Here is a 15,686-nt window from a genome sequence, read left to right on the forward strand (position 1 = left end):
CTTACACAAAATCAATAGGATCAATATCCGCACTTGCATTTTTAAATTGCAAAATATAATTTTCAATTGCCACTAAAGCTTTATGATTTTCACTTCTAAGCAACAAATAAAAACGATATTTTCCATACAGCATTTCAACTCCACAAATTCCATAGCCTACCAATTCTACCTGTTTGATATTTCTAAATTGAGAAGCAAATTTTTCACAAAGTTTTTGTGCACTTTTTTGATCTTTATCTTCTATAAGAACTCTTAAAAGGCGTTTAAATGGGGGGTAAAGATCTTTTCTATTTTCTAACTCATCTTTTAAAAAAGCATCATAATTCTCTATATACCTTTCAAAAAAAGCTCTATTTTTTGTTTGCAAAAGTACTCTTGCTTCGCCTTTACGCCCTGCCCTGCCTGCAACTTGCATAGCTAAAGCTAAAGTTTCTTCACTCGCTCTAAAACTAGGACGCAACAAATATTCATCAAGCCCTAAAATCACACTCAAATCCACACTATGATAATCATGTCCTTTAGCAAGCATAGAAGTGCCAATAAGTATATCGATCTTATTTTCATTAAAGTCTTTTAAAATAGTATTAAGCTTTTTAACACTTGTGATTTCATCGCTATCAAATTTTGCTATTTTTGCTAAAGGCAAAGCATTTTGCAAAAGCTCTAAAAGTTCAGCAGTCCCCATTTTTCTAGCTTCTAACATTTCTCCTTTGCAACTTGGACAATTTTGCTCTATTAAAGAAGTATAATTACAATAATGACATTTTAAAACATTTTTCTTTTTATGCATACTCATAGCAATAGAACAAAAAGGACATTTTATCGTTTCTCCGCAATCCTTACAAATGATTTGCCTAAAATTAGCCCTTGTAGGTAAAAACACTATAGCTTGCTTTTGATGTTTTAAACTTTTTTCTAATTCACTTAAAAGCATAGGCGTTATACCAAGCTCATTTTCATCATATAAAAAATGTTTTTTACTCTCAAAAAAAGTTCCTTTTAATCTAAAACTTTTTTGTTTATAAAAGCTCGTTAAAGATGGGGTTGCAGAACCTAAAACCACTTTAATATTATTTTTTTGACCCAAAAAAAGTGCTAAATCTCTTGCATTGATAAAAGGCTGGTTAGAAGCCTTATAAGAATTATCATGTTCTTCATCTACTACAATAAGTCCTAAATTTCTAAAAGGTAAAAACAAAGCCGATCTTGCACCCGCTACTAAAAGCACTTCTCCCTTGCAAAAACGCTCTAAATATTCTTGCTTTTTTTTCTTTGAAATTTTAGAATGCCACAGGAAAAAATTATCCTTAAAATACACTTCTAAACGCTTTTGCATTTGTGGAGTAAGTGCGATTTCTGGCATCAAAAGCAAAGCTTGCTTACCCTGTTCTAAACACTCTTTTATCAAAGAAATATAAATTTCAGTCTTGCCACTACCCGTATCAGCAAAAAGCAAGGAATTATTTTCTTTTTGAAGAAAACTTAAGGCATTTTGTTGTTGATTGCTTAGTTTAGGAGTATCTTTAAAAAACATTTTGTGACATTCATACTTAGGACTAGTTTCAAAAAAACCCAAAACAAAACCAAGTTTTGAAGCATAATAATAAACAATAAAATTTGCCAATTCAAACTGCAAAGGAGTTAGAAAATACCCTGTAATTTCTTTAATTTCTATAGTTTTAAAATCAGGTTTTTGACATTCTTTAAGTACGATGGCTTTAAGATTTTTTTTAGATTTTAAATCCACTAATACTTGTGTTAAAGGTTTGATTTCATCAAAACTATGAAAAGTTAAATTATCCAAATACAAACCACAAATTGCAAGTTCATAATATCTTATATCAGATCTTTGCATCTAGAACTTCCTATACATTTTAACAAACCTTCTTTAGAATCATAAATAAATTCAACCATCTCTTTAGCATTTAATGCAAATCTATAGTGATTTTTACCTATTTTTATCCAAGATTTAAAATCAGAATAAATAGGTGTATCAAGCAAAGAATAATCACAATCATTTAAACAATAAAAGAGTTTTTCTTTGGCTTGATTGTTTTGCGCATTATCTAAAATTTCTGGAAAATTTAAATTTTTAAGTCTCATTTGACTACGCATTAAAGCAAGAGCTGAGCTTAGCATTTCATAGTCCATTTTTAATTTTAAAATTTTAACCTCATCTTTTGTAGTATTGATAAAAGATAAAGATAAGCTTGACAAAATTCCCAAAATCAAAATCACAAAAACAAGCTCAAGCAGAGTAAAAGCTTTGTTCATTTTGTCGGGAGTTCTTCATTGATTGCTTTTATTAGTTTCTTAAGTTCTCTTTCTAGAATATAATTTTCATAACTTTTTTTAACAAACGCATCTACAAAGCGTTTAAGTTCTATTTTTTTAGTACCCCCTGAAATCAAAGCGATATCATCTTCTAAAAAATTTGCAAATTCTTCACTGCACTTAACAATGAAATCTTTTGCATTAACATTAACAATGACTTGTTTTAGATTATCTGCCAAGAACAGCCTCTATTTTCTTATAAATATCTTCGCTTTCTATATTGCGAGATTTAAGTTCTTCTTCCAAACGCATAATTTGATTACTTTTTGCTTCATTTTGTGCTTTAACGCTTACAAGCTCATTTCTTAAAGCCTCATTGGCTTCGCAAACTTCGTTATACTTTTCAATTAATTCATTTACTTTATCTGTCATAGTATTGATTATTTTTTCATCAAACATATTTTTGCCTTCTTAAAAAATTTGTAATTTATGGAAAATATTATTTGATATTGTAGCAGAAAAAAATTTAAATTTAGGTTTTTATTGTCAATTAATTTTTAATTAAAGCATTTTCTTTTAAAATTTTTTCAAAAATAAAAATAAAGTAGAAAAATGTTAGAACTTACCAGCGAATTTAAACCTAGTCCTGATCAACAAGAAGCCATAAAAGGTATAGTAAAAAGTATAAAAAAAGGCAACAAATATCAAACCTTACTAGGCGTTACAGGAAGCGGAAAAACCTTTACCATGGCAAATGTCATTAAAGAACTTAATATACCCACTCTTATCATGAGTCACAATAAAAGCCTTTGTGCACAACTTTATAGCGAATTTAAAGGCTTTTTTTCTAAAAATCATGTGGAATATTTTATATCTTATTATGATTATTATCAACCTGAAGCCTATATTCCACGCACTGATGTTTTCATAGAAAAAGACAGCTCCACTAATGAAGACTTAGAGCGTTTAAGACTGAGTGCTACTGCTTCTCTTTTAAGTTATGAAGATGTAGTTTGCATAGCTAGCGTTTCGGCAAATTATGGACTTGGTAATCCAAATGAATACATAGGCATGGTTTTAATCTTTGAACTAGGTATGCAAATTTCACAAAAAGAACTTTTAAAAAAACTTGTAGATATGGGTTATAAAAGAAATGATAATTTTTTTGATCGTGCAGATTTTAGAGTTCAAGGAGATATTATAGACATTTATCCAGCTTATTATGAAGATGAAGTAGTAAGACTTGAATTTTTTGGCGATGAGCTTGATGCTATGTATCATTACAATGTTTTAGAAAATAAAAAAGGCAAAGATTTAAAACGCTTCATACTCTATCCTACAAGCCAGTTTAGCGTGGGCGAAACAAGATTAAAACAAGCGATAAAAGACATAAAAGCAGAACTTAACGAACGCCTTGCTTATTTTGAACATGAAAATAAACTCGTAGAATATCAACGCCTTAAACAAAGGGTTGAATTTGATCTTGAAATGCTTACAAGCACAGGAATGTGTAAAGGAGTTGAAAACTATGCAAGGCATTTAACAGGGCTTAAAGAAGGTGATACTCCTTATACGCTTTTTGATTATTTTGCGATTAAAAATAGAAAATTTCTTGTCATAGTCGATGAAAGCCATGTATCTTTACCGCAATTTAGAGGTATGTTTGCAGGAGATAGAAGTAGAAAACAAACCTTGGTGGATTATGGTTTTCGTTTGCCTTCAGCCTTGGATAATCGTCCTTTAATGTTTGATGAATTTATCCATAAAAATTGTCAATTTCTTTTTGTTTCAGCTACACCTGCACCTTTAGAACTTGAACTGAGTAAAGAAAACATCTTTCATCAAATCATGCGTCCTACAGGACTGCTTGATCCTTTAATAGAATTAAAAGATAGTGATAATCAGGTTGAAATTTTATTTGATGAGGCTAAAAAAGTCATACAAAGAAACGAACGGGTTTTAGTAACTGTACTGACTAAAAAACTCGCTGAAGAGCTTACAAGGTATTATTTAGAGCTTGGTATAAAAGTCAAATACATGCACTCAGATATCGATGCTATAGAACGCAATGAAATCATAAGAGGTTTAAGAAGCGGTGCTTTTGATATGCTAATTGGCATTAACTTACTTAGAGAAGGACTTGATTTGCCTGAAGTTTCACTCATTGCCATTATGGATGCAGATAAGGAAGGTTTTTTAAGAAGCACTACAAGTTTAATCCAAACCATGGGAAGAGCAGCTAGAAATGTCAATGGTAAGGTTTTGCTTTTTTGCAAAAAGATTACAAAATCCATGCAAGAAGCTATGGATACCACAAATGAACGCCGCAAACTTCAAATGGCTTATAATAAAAAATACAATATCACGCCAACTTCAGTCAAACGCCATATTGAAGAGAGTTTGAAAAATGAAGAGGATTTAGGCGAAATTTATCGCAAAGGTAAAAAACTAGAAAAAATGCCTGCTAGCGAAAGAGCTAAACTTGCCAAAGAGTTAAGAAAACAAATGCTTGAAGCAGCTAAAGCACTTGAGTTTGAAAAAGCTGCTGCTATTAGAGATGAGATTAATAAATTAAGGGATTTATAATAAAAATATATCCCTTGTTCTAACTCCTGCCTCATTAAGTAAAGCACTTAAAATTTCATACTGAAAGTCTTGCAAGGGACGTTTTTCTTTTAAAACTATACCTATAACCCCTTTAGTTTTTTCCCATCTTCTATAGGTAAATACATAGCATTAGCATTAGCATTAGGCAGGGTATTTGTACAAACACCTGCTCTTTCTTTATTTGTTGCAACCCATTGAGCAATAGCAATCTCATCAGCACTAAAACAATTTTTTAACATTTGCTTATCATCGTTAAAAAACAACAAAGGTTTCGATAAAATATTGTTTTTATTTATAGGATAAATAATAATAGGCAAATTTAATAATTTTAAAGCTTGATTTCCAAGTTGTTCCCAAAGCTCTTGTTTGCTTTTCACTCTTGCTAAATTTTCACTATTTTCAAGCAAAATAGCTGTTCTATAAGCTCTTTTAGTGAGTTCTTTAGATTGCAATTTTAATCTTCTAGTAAAAACAGCTGTTAAAAATCCAACTATAAACATGGTTGTAAAAGTAACAATATTTCCACTATCATGAACTTTAAGACTAAAAATAGGTTCTAAAAAGAAAAAATTATAAATCAAAACACTTACCAAAGAAGAATAAAAGGCGAAAATTTTATTATCAGAAATAAAAGAAGAAGCAAAAACTGCTAAAATAAAAATCATAACCATATTACTTGGCTGAGTATTAAATTTATGAAATACAAAAGCTATAAAAGTTGCTAAAAGCAAAACTCCTGTGATTTTTAAAAAACCTAAAAAATCAAAACCTTTTTTACTTCGTATTTTAGGAGTAGAAATTTGATTTTCATTAACAAGATATAAATCAATATTGGGTGCTTTTTTAGCAACAGCTTCAAAAATCTCTTCTTTAAACTTTTTTTATCTTTATTTTTACCTAAAACAATTTTAGAAACATTGCTAAGACTTGAATACTCTGCAATTTGTCTTGCTATATCATCATCATATACGCTAATGATTTCAGCATCAAAACTTTTAGCTAGTTCTATATTTTCTTCTAAGGCTTTTTCTTCTTTAATATTGGGATTTTTTATATAAAGCGCACTCAATTTAGCATGAAAAGCTAAAGCAAGTCTTCTTAAGGCAATCTCACGCAAAGCTATAAGTCTTTCTTGGCGAAAGAAATTTTCAAGTGCTAGTTTGGCTTGTTTTTCCTTATAAATTTTACCATCTTGCATTCTTTTTAAAAGCTTATTAGATTCAATATCAACAAGTTCAACCTGATCAGCCTCATCAAAAATACGATCAGGAATACGCTCTTTAACTTCTATCTTACTGATATTAGCGACTAAATCATTTAAACTTTCTAAATGCTGTATATTTAAAGTAGTATAAACATCAATCCCTGCTTTTAGAAGTTCTTCTATATCTTGAAAACGCTTTTCATTACGCAAGCCTTTAGCATTAGTGTGTGCAAGCTCATCTACTAAAACCAAAGCAGGCTTTCTCTTAAGGGTAGCGTCTAAATCAAATTCTTTTAATACTATATTTTTATAAGGAATTTCAAGATTAGCTATACTTTCAAAACCTTGTGCTAAAGCCATTGTTTCAGGTCTATCGTGAGGCTCTATATAGCCTAAAACAACATCAACTCCATTATCCCTTAAAGTTCTGGCTTCACTTAACATAGCATAAGTTTTTCCAGAACCTGCAGCATAACCTAAGAAAATTTTTAATTTTGCAAGTTTGTTTTTTTCTTCTTCCTTAGCTTTAACCTCAAGTTTTTTAGAATTTGTTCAGGACTTTGTCTTTACATGTTTATTCTTTTTTCATGGCTTTAGTAATAGCTATATTAACGGTTACAACATTAACCTTTTCTTCCCCAAAAATCCCTAAAAATTTAGACTCTGTATTTTCTTGAATGATTTTTTCTAATTCTTCTTTGATGATTTTTGAAGATTGACTTATCCTAGGAATTTGCACTAGGGCTGCTTGAAGACTGATATGAGGATCAAATCCTGATCCTGAAGCGCTTAATAAATCCAAAGGAATTTGTTCTTTTGTAATTTGCGGATTTTCATCTAAAAATTTTTGCAAATCTTTTTGCACACGCTCTTTTAAAGCAGGATTTGACATAGCATAATTAAATCCACCTGAACTTACACTGCTTTCATTTGTATCACTTGTATTGTAATTTGATACAGATGCTCTTGAATGTAGAAAATAAGGCTTATTAAAATCTTGACCCAAAAGTTTTGAACCTACCGCTTTGCTTATATCCAAAGTCGGACGACCTTCTTTACCCACTAAACTTCCACTTGATTGATAAGGAAAAATAAATTTTGCAACTGTATTTAAAGCAAAAGGATAAATAAGAGTACACAATATTAGCATTACCACAAAAAAACTAAGCAAAGTTCTAAGCATATCACACTCCTAAAATTCTAAGTATCCAAGCTGTAGGAATATCAATTATTTTTATCCCTATAAAAGGTGCTATCATACCACCTAAACCATAAATACTCAAATTTCTTAAAAGCAAATGCTCACTTTTCATAGGCTTAAATTTAACTCCACGCATAGCAATAGGTATGAGCAAAAGTATAATAATAGCATTAAAAATAAGTGCTGATAAAATAGCGCTTTGCGGGGTAGCTAAATGCATAATATTTAAAATTTGCATTTGAGGTAAAACCACACTAAACATAGCAGGTAAAATAGCAAAATACTTAGCAATATCATTTGCCATACTAAAAGTTGTAAGACTGCCTCTAGTAATAAGCAAACCTTTTCCTATTTCAACTACTTCTAAAATTTTAGTAGGATTAGAATCAAGATCTATCATATTGGCTGCTTCTTTAGCTGCTTGAGTTCCTGAGTTCATAGCTATACCTACATCAGCTTGTGCAAGAGCTGGAGCATCATTGGTTCCATCTCCTGTCATGGCTACTATCTTACCTTGGGCTTGTTCTTTTTTAATAGCTTCTATTTTATCTTCAGGCTTGCATTCTGCTATAAATCGATCAAGCCCTGCTTCTTTGGCTATAGTAGCTGCTGTTAAAGGATTATCTCCGGTACACATTAAGTTTTTATGCCCATTTTTCTAAGCTCATCAAAGCGCTCTTTAAGTCCTGGTTTTACTGTGTTTTACTGTATCCTTTAGATAAATCACTCCTAAAATTTTTTCATTTTTACACACTACCAAAGGAGTACCACCAAGATTTGAAATTTCCATTACCTTAGTTTCTAAATCGCTAGGAATTTTTCCATTCATTTCGCTTATATAAGCTCTTATAGCATCAAAAGCACCTTTGCGAATTTTTATATTATCTTGCAAATCCACATCACTCATTCTATTTTGAGCGCTAAATTCGATAAATTCTTTAATATCATTACCTTCTAATTCATAACCCATTTTTTAAGCCAATGCAACTATGCTTTTACCTTCTGGAGTTTCATCTTTTAAAGAGGATAAAACACAAGCTTTAATCATTTCTTCTTTACTTATACCTTGGACTTCATAAAATTCATTTGCCAAACGGTTTCCAAAAGTAATCGTTCCTGTTTTATCCAAAATCATAGTATCAACATCACCACAACTTTCAACAGCCTTGCCTGAAAGTGCGATCACATTAAAACGCGTTACCCTGTCCATACCTGCTATTCCTATAGCTGATAAAGCCCCCCCCCCTATAGTTGTAGGAATAAGACATACAAGCAATGCTACTAACCATGAAATAGGCAAACTCACGCCTAAAAATTGTATAAAAGGATATAAACTTACAACCACCACCAAAAAACTCAAACTAAGTGCAATTAAAAGAGTATTAAGAGCAATTTCATTTGGAGTTTTTTGACGCGCAGCACCTTCTACAAGATTGATCATTTTATCTAAAAAACTTTCCCCAGCTCCAACTAAAATTTTAATCTTTAAAAAATCAGTTAAAACCGTAGTCCCACCTGTAACAGAAGAAAAATCACCGCCCGCTTCACGCATAACAGGTGCACTTTCACCTGTAATAGCTGATTCATCAACACTTGCAGCACCTTCTATAATTTCTCCATCATTAGGTATAAGTTCACCTGCTTTAACTAAAACTATATCACCTATTTTTAACTCGCTAGAATTAAGCATTTCTTCACTGCCATCACTTTTTATGCGTCTAGCTTTAGAATCCTTTTTGCTTTGTCTTAAGGTAGCTGCTTGGGCTTTACCCCTTCCTTCTGCAATACTTTCTGCAAAATTTGCAAAAAGCAAGATTATAAATAAAATAAAAGTGATTAAGATGTTATAAATTCTTTCATCAAAATTTCCATTAAATAAAGTAGGAAAAATACTTAAAATCAAAGTAAGAATCGATCCAACTTCCACCATAAACATAACAGGATTTTTTACCATCAAGCGTGGATCAAATTTTAAAAATGTTCCTTTTTTTATGGCATTATTTAAAATTTCTTTTGTAATGAGTTTATTTTGTTTTTTAGACATTGACTCTCCTTAATGCCATAAAGATAAATATTCTGCAACGCTTGATAAAGTAAGCACTGGAAAAAAAGTAAGTGCAGCAAAAATATATATAATACAAACAAGCACAAACATAAAAGTTAAATTATCCGTTTTTAAAGAATTTGCAGTATTTTCTTGTGTATTTTTAGCCAAAAGCGATCCAGCTATAGCAAGCTGAGCTATTAAAACCAAATAACGCCCACAAAACATAGCAAAAGCTGTGCTTAAATTCCAAAATAAATTATCATCTTTTAAACCTTCAAGTCCTGAACCATTATTTGCTGCCGAAGAACTAAATTCATACAAAATTTGAGCCAAGTCATGAAAGCTAGGATTGCTTATACTATCTTTTGCAAAAACAACAGCTAATGCACTTAAAACAAGGATTAATAAAGGATGGATAAGAATTACCAAAGCTATAAGCTTCATTTGTGCGCTTTCTATTTTTTTACCCAAGAATTCTGGAGTTCTACCTATCATTAATGCACAAATAAACACGGTTAAGAGCACATAAATAATATATTCATAAGCCCTCTACTCCTTCGCCACCGAAAGCTACATTTAGCATCATATTTAGCAAAGTAGCACTGATACTTAATGGATTTAAACTATCGTGCATATTATTGACGCTTCCTGCAGTAAAAGCAGTAGTTACAGCACTAAATAAACTCGAACCATCTGTGCCAAATCTTATTTCTTTACCTTCCAAATTTCCCAAATTTGCATTTAAACCCAAAGAATCCAAATTTGGATTTGACATTTTTTCGCTAAAATAAACTAAAAGCAAAGAAATGATAAAAATAATCCCCATTGCACCAAAAATAACTCCCCCTTCTTTTCCCATAAGAGCAAAACCTTGTCTTTCTTTTCTATGATAAACCATCAATCCAAAAGCTACAACACAGGCACTAGGAATAAGCATCATGGATAAAATTTGCAAAAAATTTGTAAGTAAAGCAGGATTTTCAAAAGGCATGCTTGAATTAGCACCAAAAAAACCACCCCCCCCCATTTGTCCCTAAATGTTTTATAGACTCAAGAGCTGCAACAGGACCTGTGGCAATGCTTTGAAATTTATTTTCTAAAGTAAGCACGCTAAAATTTGCGTGATAATTTTACACCACGCCTTCAGAGATAAAAATTACAGCCAAAATAAAACTTAAAGGCAACATCAAATGCGTAATAATACGCGTAAAATCTTCATAAAAATTTCCCATTTGCATACTACATAAAGCACGACAAAAAGCCATACAAGCAGAATATCCACTCGCACTTGAAACAAACATAGCAAGTAAAATGCCTGTATTTTGCGAAAGCAAACTTAAAGCACTCTCTCCACTACAATGCTGAAGGTTTGTATTTGTAATAAAACTAATTACAGTATTTAAATTCAAATCCCCTTTCATAGAATTTATCGAATTAGGATTTAAAAAAAGTTTATCTTGTAAATAAAAAATCACGAAAGAAAAAATAGCCACTAAGGCATTAAAAGCAATTAAATGCAAAGAATAATTTTTGCCAAGTCATATTTTTTCTATCAATTGCACAAATTTTATAAATTAAGTTATCAATTGGATTAAAAATAAAATCAAAAATAGTTTTTTTACAGCTTGCAATTTTATAAAGATAATTTCCAAAAATTAAAGCCAATATAAAAGCTATAATCAGTGTTATTAAAATTTCTAGCATATTTTTCCTTTAAAATTTTTCAGGATATAATAGAGCATAAAATAAATAAAGAGCAAGTATTAAGCTTAAAACTAGTAAAAATATCATCCGCTTGTCCTAGTTTGAATTTCACAAAAACGGATAAACAACCATAAACTACCAAAAGCTAAAAGCAGAAGCAAAGCAAAGATAACATCCATAGGATAGCCCTTTCTCATTGATTCAAAATAGGATTTATCCTATCCTTGTTAAGCTTATATTTTGATTAATACTAATTTTATGATTTATTTATAATTTTTATCTATATTAAATAAAAAGACAAATGAAGAATTTAGCAGGAAAAATCCTACTAAAAATTTTTAAAGATAACCCGCTGCCATAGCGATAAAATATCCCGCTATACAAGAAGTGATTACACCTATAAGACCTGGTAAAATAAAACTATGATTGATAACAAATTTACCAATGTGAGTAGTACCTGATCTGTCAAATTGTATAGTAGCCAAATCGCTTGGATAAGTTGGTAAAATATAATATCCATAACAAGCAGCCGCAAAGGCAACAATTGCACCAGGTTCAACACCAATTCCTAAAGCCAAAGGAACAAAAGCCGAAATAGCCGCTGCTTGAGAATTTACAAATTTTGAAATTAAAAGAAGCATTACAGCATAAGTCCAAGGATGCTCTTTTACTATATCTCCAAGCGCTGCTTTCATCATAGGAGTGTGAACTGCAAACATAGTATCAGCCATCCAAGAAATTCCAAAAACTGCAACAAGAGCTATCATACCTGATTTAAAAATTTCATTAGAGCCGATTTTCTTTGCATCTGTTTTAGTAAAGATGATAATCAAAGAACCTGCTAAAAGCATAAACATCTGAATAACTGAAACCATGGATAAAACATCCATTTTAGGATTGCCTAAAGCGTCTACTTGAGGAATGCCATTTTTTACAACTTGTCCCCAGTTTGGACGCAAGAAATCAAATACACCTAATAAAGCCACTAAAGCAATAGCTCCTAAGAAAATCCACATTGCAACCCAATTGCTTTTTGGAAGTTTAACACCTAAAAGTGTTTTAGAATCCCCATAAACATATTTTTTAAATTCAGGATCTTTAAGTTTTTCTTGAAATACTTCATCTTTATCCAAATCTTTTCCTCTAAACCAAGAAAAAATTCCCACACATAAAACACCAAAAAGCGTACTAGGTATAGTAATTTGAAGAAGATTGATATAGCCATCAAAACCTGCTAATTTATGATTAGCATTTAAAAGCAAAGCAGTCAAACTCACAACAGCCACAGATACAGGAGATGCAATAATACCCATTTGTGATGATATAGAAGCTGCCGCCATTGGACGCTCAGGACGAATACCGTTTTTAATCGCTATATCATAAATAATAGGCATAATAGTATAAACCACATGTCCTGTTCCACAAAGTATAGTCAAAAAGCAGGTTACAAAAGGCGCTAATATTGTTAAAAATTTAGGATTGCGTCTTAAAATTCTTTCTGCTATTTGAAGCATAACATCCAAACCACCGCTTGCTTGCAAAGTTGCACTCGCAACCACTACCGCTAAAATTGTAAGCATAACATCTATGGCTGGTTTTCCAGGCTTTATATGAAAAGTAAATACAAGCATTAAAATACCTATACCACCAAGTAAACCAAGCGCTATGCCGCCTTTTTTTGCACCGTAAAAAAGACAAATTAAAACGATAATGATTTGGATTGCAAATTGCCCTCCCTCACTAAGGCTTGTTAAAAAGTCCATTTTAACTCCTTTGAAAATTAATATTTAAAAACAGTTATTATTGTATCACATTTTTAAATTAAAGAATAATATTTCTAAAAATAAAACAATAATTTTTTATATTATTTAAATTAAATTTAAATATAAAACAAAAGTGTAATGGGTTTGATAGATTGATAGAATTTTATCCTTCAAGTTCATATAATTTTTTTCTATCTGTAGAGCTTGCTATATTAAGATGTTTGCGATATTTTGTAATAGTTCTTCGCCCTATATCGACTTTAAATTCTTCTTTGATTAATTCTAAAATTTTACTATCACTTAAAGGTTTATTTCGATCTTCATTCTTTACCAAATTTGCTACAAATTCTTTAACACCTACATTTGAAGTCTCTCCCTCTTCATCAAGAGCAAAAGCAAAAAAATCACGCAAAGGGATAAGTCCTCTTTCACAACTTAAATATTTATTTGCCACAGCTCTTGATATAGTCGAAGCATTGCGTTCTAAATCAAGTGCTAAATCCTTAAAAGTCATAGGTTTTATCTCTTTTCCCATAAAAAAATCATATTGATATTCTACTATCATAAGCCCTATTTTATAAAGAGTAGCTTTTCTCATCGCTAGAGCATCGACTAAATTTTTTGCTTCTTTGATGTAATGACTTAAAAAATCATGCTCTAAACCATCAGTTTGGATTGAAATTTCAGGATAATAATCATCATTGATTTTTACTTTAATTTCACCATTTTCTTTATAAACAAAAATATCAGGAACAATTATACGAGAATCTTCAAAATATTCCAAAAAAGGAGGAGTGCTAAAGCGCTTAAGTACAGCTAATGCTTCTTTATATAAAGGCTCTTTGGTATAGTTTTGTATATTTTCAAAATCCATAATCAACATTCTACAAAACTCATCAATATCTTCATCTAATTCCATATTTTCAAGAGCAAATAAAAATGCTTCTTTATAATCTTTAGCTCCCACTCCTACAGGATCTAAAAATTTAAATCTTGCTCTTACTCGCTCAATTTCTTCCAAAGAATACTCTTTTAAAAATTCTTCATCGTATTCAAAATATCCTTCCTCATTTAAGCATTCTATAATTTTTTTTGCAAGTTCTTGAGATTTGTTTGTAGGAAACAAAGGAGGAAGAATCTGTTCATTTAAAAGCTCATAAACACTTTTTTTGGCAAGTCCTTTACTATCCACAAAAGCCGAATTTACATTATGTTTATAAAATGAATCAAAATAATTCTTACCCTTATCATGAGTTTGTATCGAATCTTGAACATTTAAGAAAGGATTATCCTCAGCAAATTTATCTAAATTTTCTTTTAAATCCTCTATATTTGCTTGTAAAATAGGCAACCAAGAGCGTAAAGTTTGAGAAATTTTAGTCTTGGGCGCTTGGGTGATTTTTTGCTTTAACATCAATCAAGGAGTTTAAACTCCGCTCCTAAATAATACTTTTTCACGTCTTTATTGGTTGCAATTTCATCAGCATTCCCACTAGCAAGTAAAGAACCTGATCTTATAACATAAGCTCTATCACAAATAGCCAAAGTCTCACGCACATTATGATCGGTAATTAAAACCCCAATCCCCAATCTTTTAAGCTCTTTAATTAAAGTTTGAATTTCAGCTACTGCTATAGGATCAACACCTGCAAAAGGCTCATCAAGAAGCAAAAACTTAGGTTCACACATCAAACTTCGAGCGATCTCACAACGCCTTCTTTCGCCTCCACTTAAACTTAAACCTTTCCTTAAACGAATAGGTTCTATACTTAAAAGTTCAAGCATTTGCTCAACTTTATCATGTAAAATTTTTTTATCTTTATAAAAAATCTGAGCCGCTAAAAGCAGATTATCTTCTACACTTAAATCCTTAAAAATACTACTTTCTTGAGGTAAATAACCTATCCCTGATCGAGCTCTTTTATTTAAAGGATCTTTTGTCACATCTAAACCATCTAAAAGAACTTTTCCACTACTTGGAGAAATAAGTCCACATATCATATAAAAAGTTGTTGTTTTTCCTGCACCATTTGGCCCTAAAAGTCCTACAACTTCTCCGCTATTAACCTCCAAAGAAATTCCATGTATAATCTTAGTTTTTTTAATAATTTTTTCCAAATTTACAATTTCTAATTTACTCATAAATTTCATACTTTCTTTTGTCATCTTTAATGCTAATTTTAATCTGGATAGTAGAAATTCCAAATTTCATTAAAGTTTTTTTCAAATTTTCACCGCCCCATTCAACCAAATGTAAACCTTTTTCAAAAAAATTTTCAAATAAACCATTCGCTAAAAGTCCTTCTAAACCTTCTTGATAAATATCATAATGATAAATGCAAATATCATGATTTTCATATCTTTGCATAATGGAAAAAGTTGGAGAATCCACCCTTGCATCAAGACCAAGAAATTTAACCCAAGCTTGCACTAAGCTTGTTTTTCCGCTAGCCAAATCTCCTTGAAGCAAAACAACACCTTCTTTAGGCATTATTTGAAGCATCGTTTTGATCTCATTTTTTGCTAAAATAAATTCTTTCATAATTTTACCACATATTCATTTTGTGCGTTTTTAGGAATGCTTTTCGTACTAGGTAGAGCTAGCACTTTATATTTTTGAGTGTATTCAGTAAAATGTAAAGTGATAATATCACCTACCTTAACCTCTTTACTCGCCTTAACAATAACGCCATTAATCCCCACTACGCCACTTTTACACATATCTTCAGAAATAGCTCTTCTTTTCGTGATATTAACTACATTTAAAAATTTATCTACTCTCATAAAAGCAATTTTAGCAAAAAAAATCAATTTTTGGAACAAAATTTGCTTACGCCTTTGCTTTATTTTTTTAAGAAAATAGCAAGTAAAAACTTTTCTTTAATG

General features: G+C 30.9%; 16 protein-coding genes and 3 pseudogenes. 1 reads left to right on the plus strand and 18 read right to left on the minus strand.

Translation table 11 applies throughout. The features are described from left to right. Position 1: 1 nt before the first annotated feature. Genes AJ882_RS05365 through AJ882_RS05380 form a run of 4 tightly spaced genes read right to left on the minus strand, consistent with a single transcriptional unit; the run spans position 2 to position 2,733 of the window. Positions 2–1,855 (minus strand): primosomal protein N', encoded by a 1,854-nt coding sequence (locus tag AJ882_RS05365; protein WP_002867637.1) that lies wholly within the window; start codon positions 1,853–1,855, stop codon positions 2–4. Then, positions 1,837–2,274: a prepilin-type N-terminal cleavage/methylation domain-containing protein gene (locus AJ882_RS05370; RefSeq protein WP_002852324.1), complete on the minus strand. Its 438-nt coding sequence runs from the start codon at positions 2,272–2,274 to the stop codon at positions 1,837–1,839. Before AJ882_RS05370 ends, AJ882_RS05365 begins: the two co-directional genes overlap by 19 nt. Further along, the gene (locus AJ882_RS05375) at positions 2,271–2,513 is read right to left on the minus strand and encodes a hypothetical protein (protein WP_002854947.1); all 243 of its coding nucleotides are present in this window, start codon (positions 2,511–2,513) and stop codon (positions 2,271–2,273) included. The genes AJ882_RS05370 and AJ882_RS05375 overlap by 4 nt, the downstream gene beginning before the upstream one ends. Continuing rightward, complete coding sequence (locus tag AJ882_RS05380; RefSeq protein ID WP_002852327.1) at positions 2,503–2,733, minus strand: hypothetical protein; 231 nt, start codon at positions 2,731–2,733, stop codon at positions 2,503–2,505. Before AJ882_RS05380 ends, AJ882_RS05375 begins: the two co-directional genes overlap by 11 nt. A 153-nt stretch (positions 2,734–2,886) precedes the next feature. On the opposite strand from AJ882_RS05380, the gene uvrB reads away from it, so the two are divergent. Next, a complete protein-coding gene (gene uvrB / locus AJ882_RS05385) occupies positions 2,887–4,860 on the plus strand; it encodes an excinuclease ABC subunit UvrB (RefSeq protein ID WP_011049758.1) in 1,974 nt (657 codons plus the stop codon). 101 nt (positions 4,861–4,961) lie between these two features. Here uvrB and AJ882_RS09605 read toward each other — a convergent pair whose 3' ends face one another. The 14 genes and pseudogenes from AJ882_RS09605 to AJ882_RS05445 form a co-directional block, all read right to left on the minus strand. Beyond that, on the minus strand, positions 4,962–5,612 hold the full coding sequence (locus tag AJ882_RS09605) for a DUF4118 domain-containing protein (protein ID WP_250482768.1): 651 nt from the start codon (positions 5,610–5,612) through the stop codon (positions 4,962–4,964). Between the two features lie 23 nt (positions 5,613–5,635). Continuing rightward, positions 5,636–6,529, minus strand: coding sequence for a hypothetical protein (locus AJ882_RS09610; protein WP_250482767.1), 894 nt, complete (start codon positions 6,527–6,529; stop codon positions 5,636–5,638). Positions 6,530–6,659: 130 nt separating this feature from the next. Next, complete coding sequence (gene kdpC, locus AJ882_RS05395) at positions 6,660–7,268, minus strand: potassium-transporting ATPase subunit KdpC (protein ID WP_014517212.1); 609 nt, start codon at positions 7,266–7,268, stop codon at positions 6,660–6,662. Between the two features lies 1 nt (position 7,269). Then, a pseudogene (gene kdpB, locus AJ882_RS09355) lies at positions 7,270–9,330 on the minus strand (potassium-transporting ATPase subunit KdpB). A 9-nt stretch (positions 9,331–9,339) separates the two neighbouring features. Then, positions 9,340–9,828 (minus strand): potassium-transporting ATPase subunit KdpA, encoded by a 489-nt coding sequence (locus tag AJ882_RS09615; RefSeq protein ID WP_250482766.1) that lies wholly within the window; start codon positions 9,826–9,828, stop codon positions 9,340–9,342. A gap of 43 nt (positions 9,829–9,871) precedes the next feature. Next, complete coding sequence (locus AJ882_RS09620; RefSeq protein ID WP_041176763.1) at positions 9,872–10,360, minus strand: potassium-transporting ATPase subunit KdpA; 489 nt, start codon at positions 10,358–10,360, stop codon at positions 9,872–9,874. Beyond that, a pseudogene (locus tag AJ882_RS09625) lies at positions 10,332–10,826 on the minus strand (potassium-transporting ATPase subunit KdpA). Before AJ882_RS09625 ends, AJ882_RS09620 begins: the two are co-directional and overlap by 29 nt. 7 nt (positions 10,827–10,833) lie before the next feature. Continuing rightward, on the minus strand, positions 10,834–11,037 hold the full coding sequence (locus AJ882_RS09630) for a potassium-transporting ATPase subunit KdpA (RefSeq protein ID WP_002864731.1): 204 nt from the start codon (positions 11,035–11,037) through the stop codon (positions 10,834–10,836). 9 nt (positions 11,038–11,046) lie between these two features. Then, positions 11,047–11,234 (minus strand): annotated as a pseudogene (gene kdpF, locus AJ882_RS09240) (K(+)-transporting ATPase subunit F). Between the two features lie 141 nt (positions 11,235–11,375). Further along, a complete protein-coding gene (locus AJ882_RS05425) occupies positions 11,376–12,800 on the minus strand; it encodes an anaerobic C4-dicarboxylate transporter (RefSeq protein ID WP_011049757.1) in 1,425 nt (474 codons plus the stop codon). 163 nt (positions 12,801–12,963) lie between these two features. Next, entirely contained in the window at positions 12,964–14,214 is a 1,251-nt protein-coding gene (locus AJ882_RS05430) for an RNA polymerase factor sigma-54 (RefSeq protein WP_002854994.1), read from the minus strand. Beyond that, positions 14,214–14,942 (minus strand): LPS export ABC transporter ATP-binding protein, encoded by a 729-nt coding sequence (gene lptB, locus AJ882_RS05435; protein ID WP_002855252.1) that lies wholly within the window; start codon positions 14,940–14,942, stop codon positions 14,214–14,216. Before lptB ends, AJ882_RS05430 begins: the two co-directional genes overlap by 1 nt. Beyond that, positions 14,935–15,342: a tRNA (adenosine(37)-N6)-threonylcarbamoyltransferase complex ATPase subunit type 1 TsaE gene (gene tsaE, locus AJ882_RS05440; protein ID WP_002867644.1), complete on the minus strand. Its 408-nt coding sequence runs from the start codon at positions 15,340–15,342 to the stop codon at positions 14,935–14,937. The genes lptB and tsaE overlap by 8 nt, the downstream gene beginning before the upstream one ends. Then, positions 15,339–15,584, minus strand: coding sequence for an RNA-binding S4 domain-containing protein (locus AJ882_RS05445; protein WP_002864726.1), 246 nt, complete (start codon positions 15,582–15,584; stop codon positions 15,339–15,341). The genes tsaE and AJ882_RS05445 overlap by 4 nt, the downstream gene beginning before the upstream one ends. Between the last annotated feature and the right edge of the window lie 102 nt (positions 15,585–15,686).

Source organism: Campylobacter sp. BCW_6461, assembly GCF_001762735.1.
Taxonomy (GTDB): domain Bacteria; phylum Campylobacterota; class Campylobacteria; order Campylobacterales; family Campylobacteraceae; genus Campylobacter_D; species Campylobacter_D jejuni.

Excerpts from the sequence above, each read along its gene's own strand:
- AJ882_RS05365 (WP_002867637.1), bottom strand. The coding sequence starts at position 1,855 with ATGCAAAGATCTGATATAAGATATTATGAACTTGCAATTTGTGGTTTG.
- AJ882_RS05370 (WP_002852324.1), bottom strand. The coding sequence starts at position 2,274 with ATGAACAAAGCTTTTACTCTGCTTGAGCTTGTTTTTGTGATTTTGATT.
- AJ882_RS05380 (WP_002852327.1), bottom strand. The coding sequence starts at position 2,733 with ATGTTTGATGAAAAAATAATCAATACTATGACAGATAAAGTAAATGAA.
- uvrB (WP_011049758.1), top strand. The coding sequence starts at position 2,887 with ATGTTAGAACTTACCAGCGAATTTAAACCTAGTCCTGATCAACAAGAA.
- AJ882_RS09610 (WP_250482767.1), bottom strand. The coding sequence starts at position 6,529 with ATGTTAAGTGAAGCCAGAACTTTAAGGGATAATGGAGTTGATGTTGTT.
- kdpC (WP_014517212.1), bottom strand. The coding sequence starts at position 7,268 with ATGCTTAGAACTTTGCTTAGTTTTTTTGTGGTAATGCTAATATTGTGT.
- AJ882_RS09615 (WP_250482766.1), bottom strand. The coding sequence starts at position 9,828 with ATGATAGGTAGAACTCCAGAATTCTTGGGTAAAAAAATAGAAAGCGCA.
- AJ882_RS09620 (WP_041176763.1), bottom strand. The coding sequence starts at position 10,360 with ATGGGGGGGGGTGGTTTTTTTGGTGCTAATTCAAGCATGCCTTTTGAA.
- AJ882_RS09630 (WP_002864731.1), bottom strand. The coding sequence starts at position 11,037 with ATGCTAGAAATTTTAATAACACTGATTATAGCTTTTATATTGGCTTTA.
- AJ882_RS05425 (WP_011049757.1), bottom strand. The coding sequence starts at position 12,800 with ATGGACTTTTTAACAAGCCTTAGTGAGGGAGGGCAATTTGCAATCCAA.
- AJ882_RS05430 (WP_002854994.1), bottom strand. The coding sequence starts at position 14,214 with ATGTTAAAGCAAAAAATCACCCAAGCGCCCAAGACTAAAATTTCTCAA.
- lptB (WP_002855252.1), bottom strand. The coding sequence starts at position 14,942 with ATGAGTAAATTAGAAATTGTAAATTTGGAAAAAATTATTAAAAAAACT.
- tsaE (WP_002867644.1), bottom strand. The coding sequence starts at position 15,342 with ATGAAAGAATTTATTTTAGCAAAAAATGAGATCAAAACGATGCTTCAA.
- AJ882_RS05445 (WP_002864726.1), bottom strand. The coding sequence starts at position 15,584 with ATGAGAGTAGATAAATTTTTAAATGTAGTTAATATCACGAAAAGAAGA.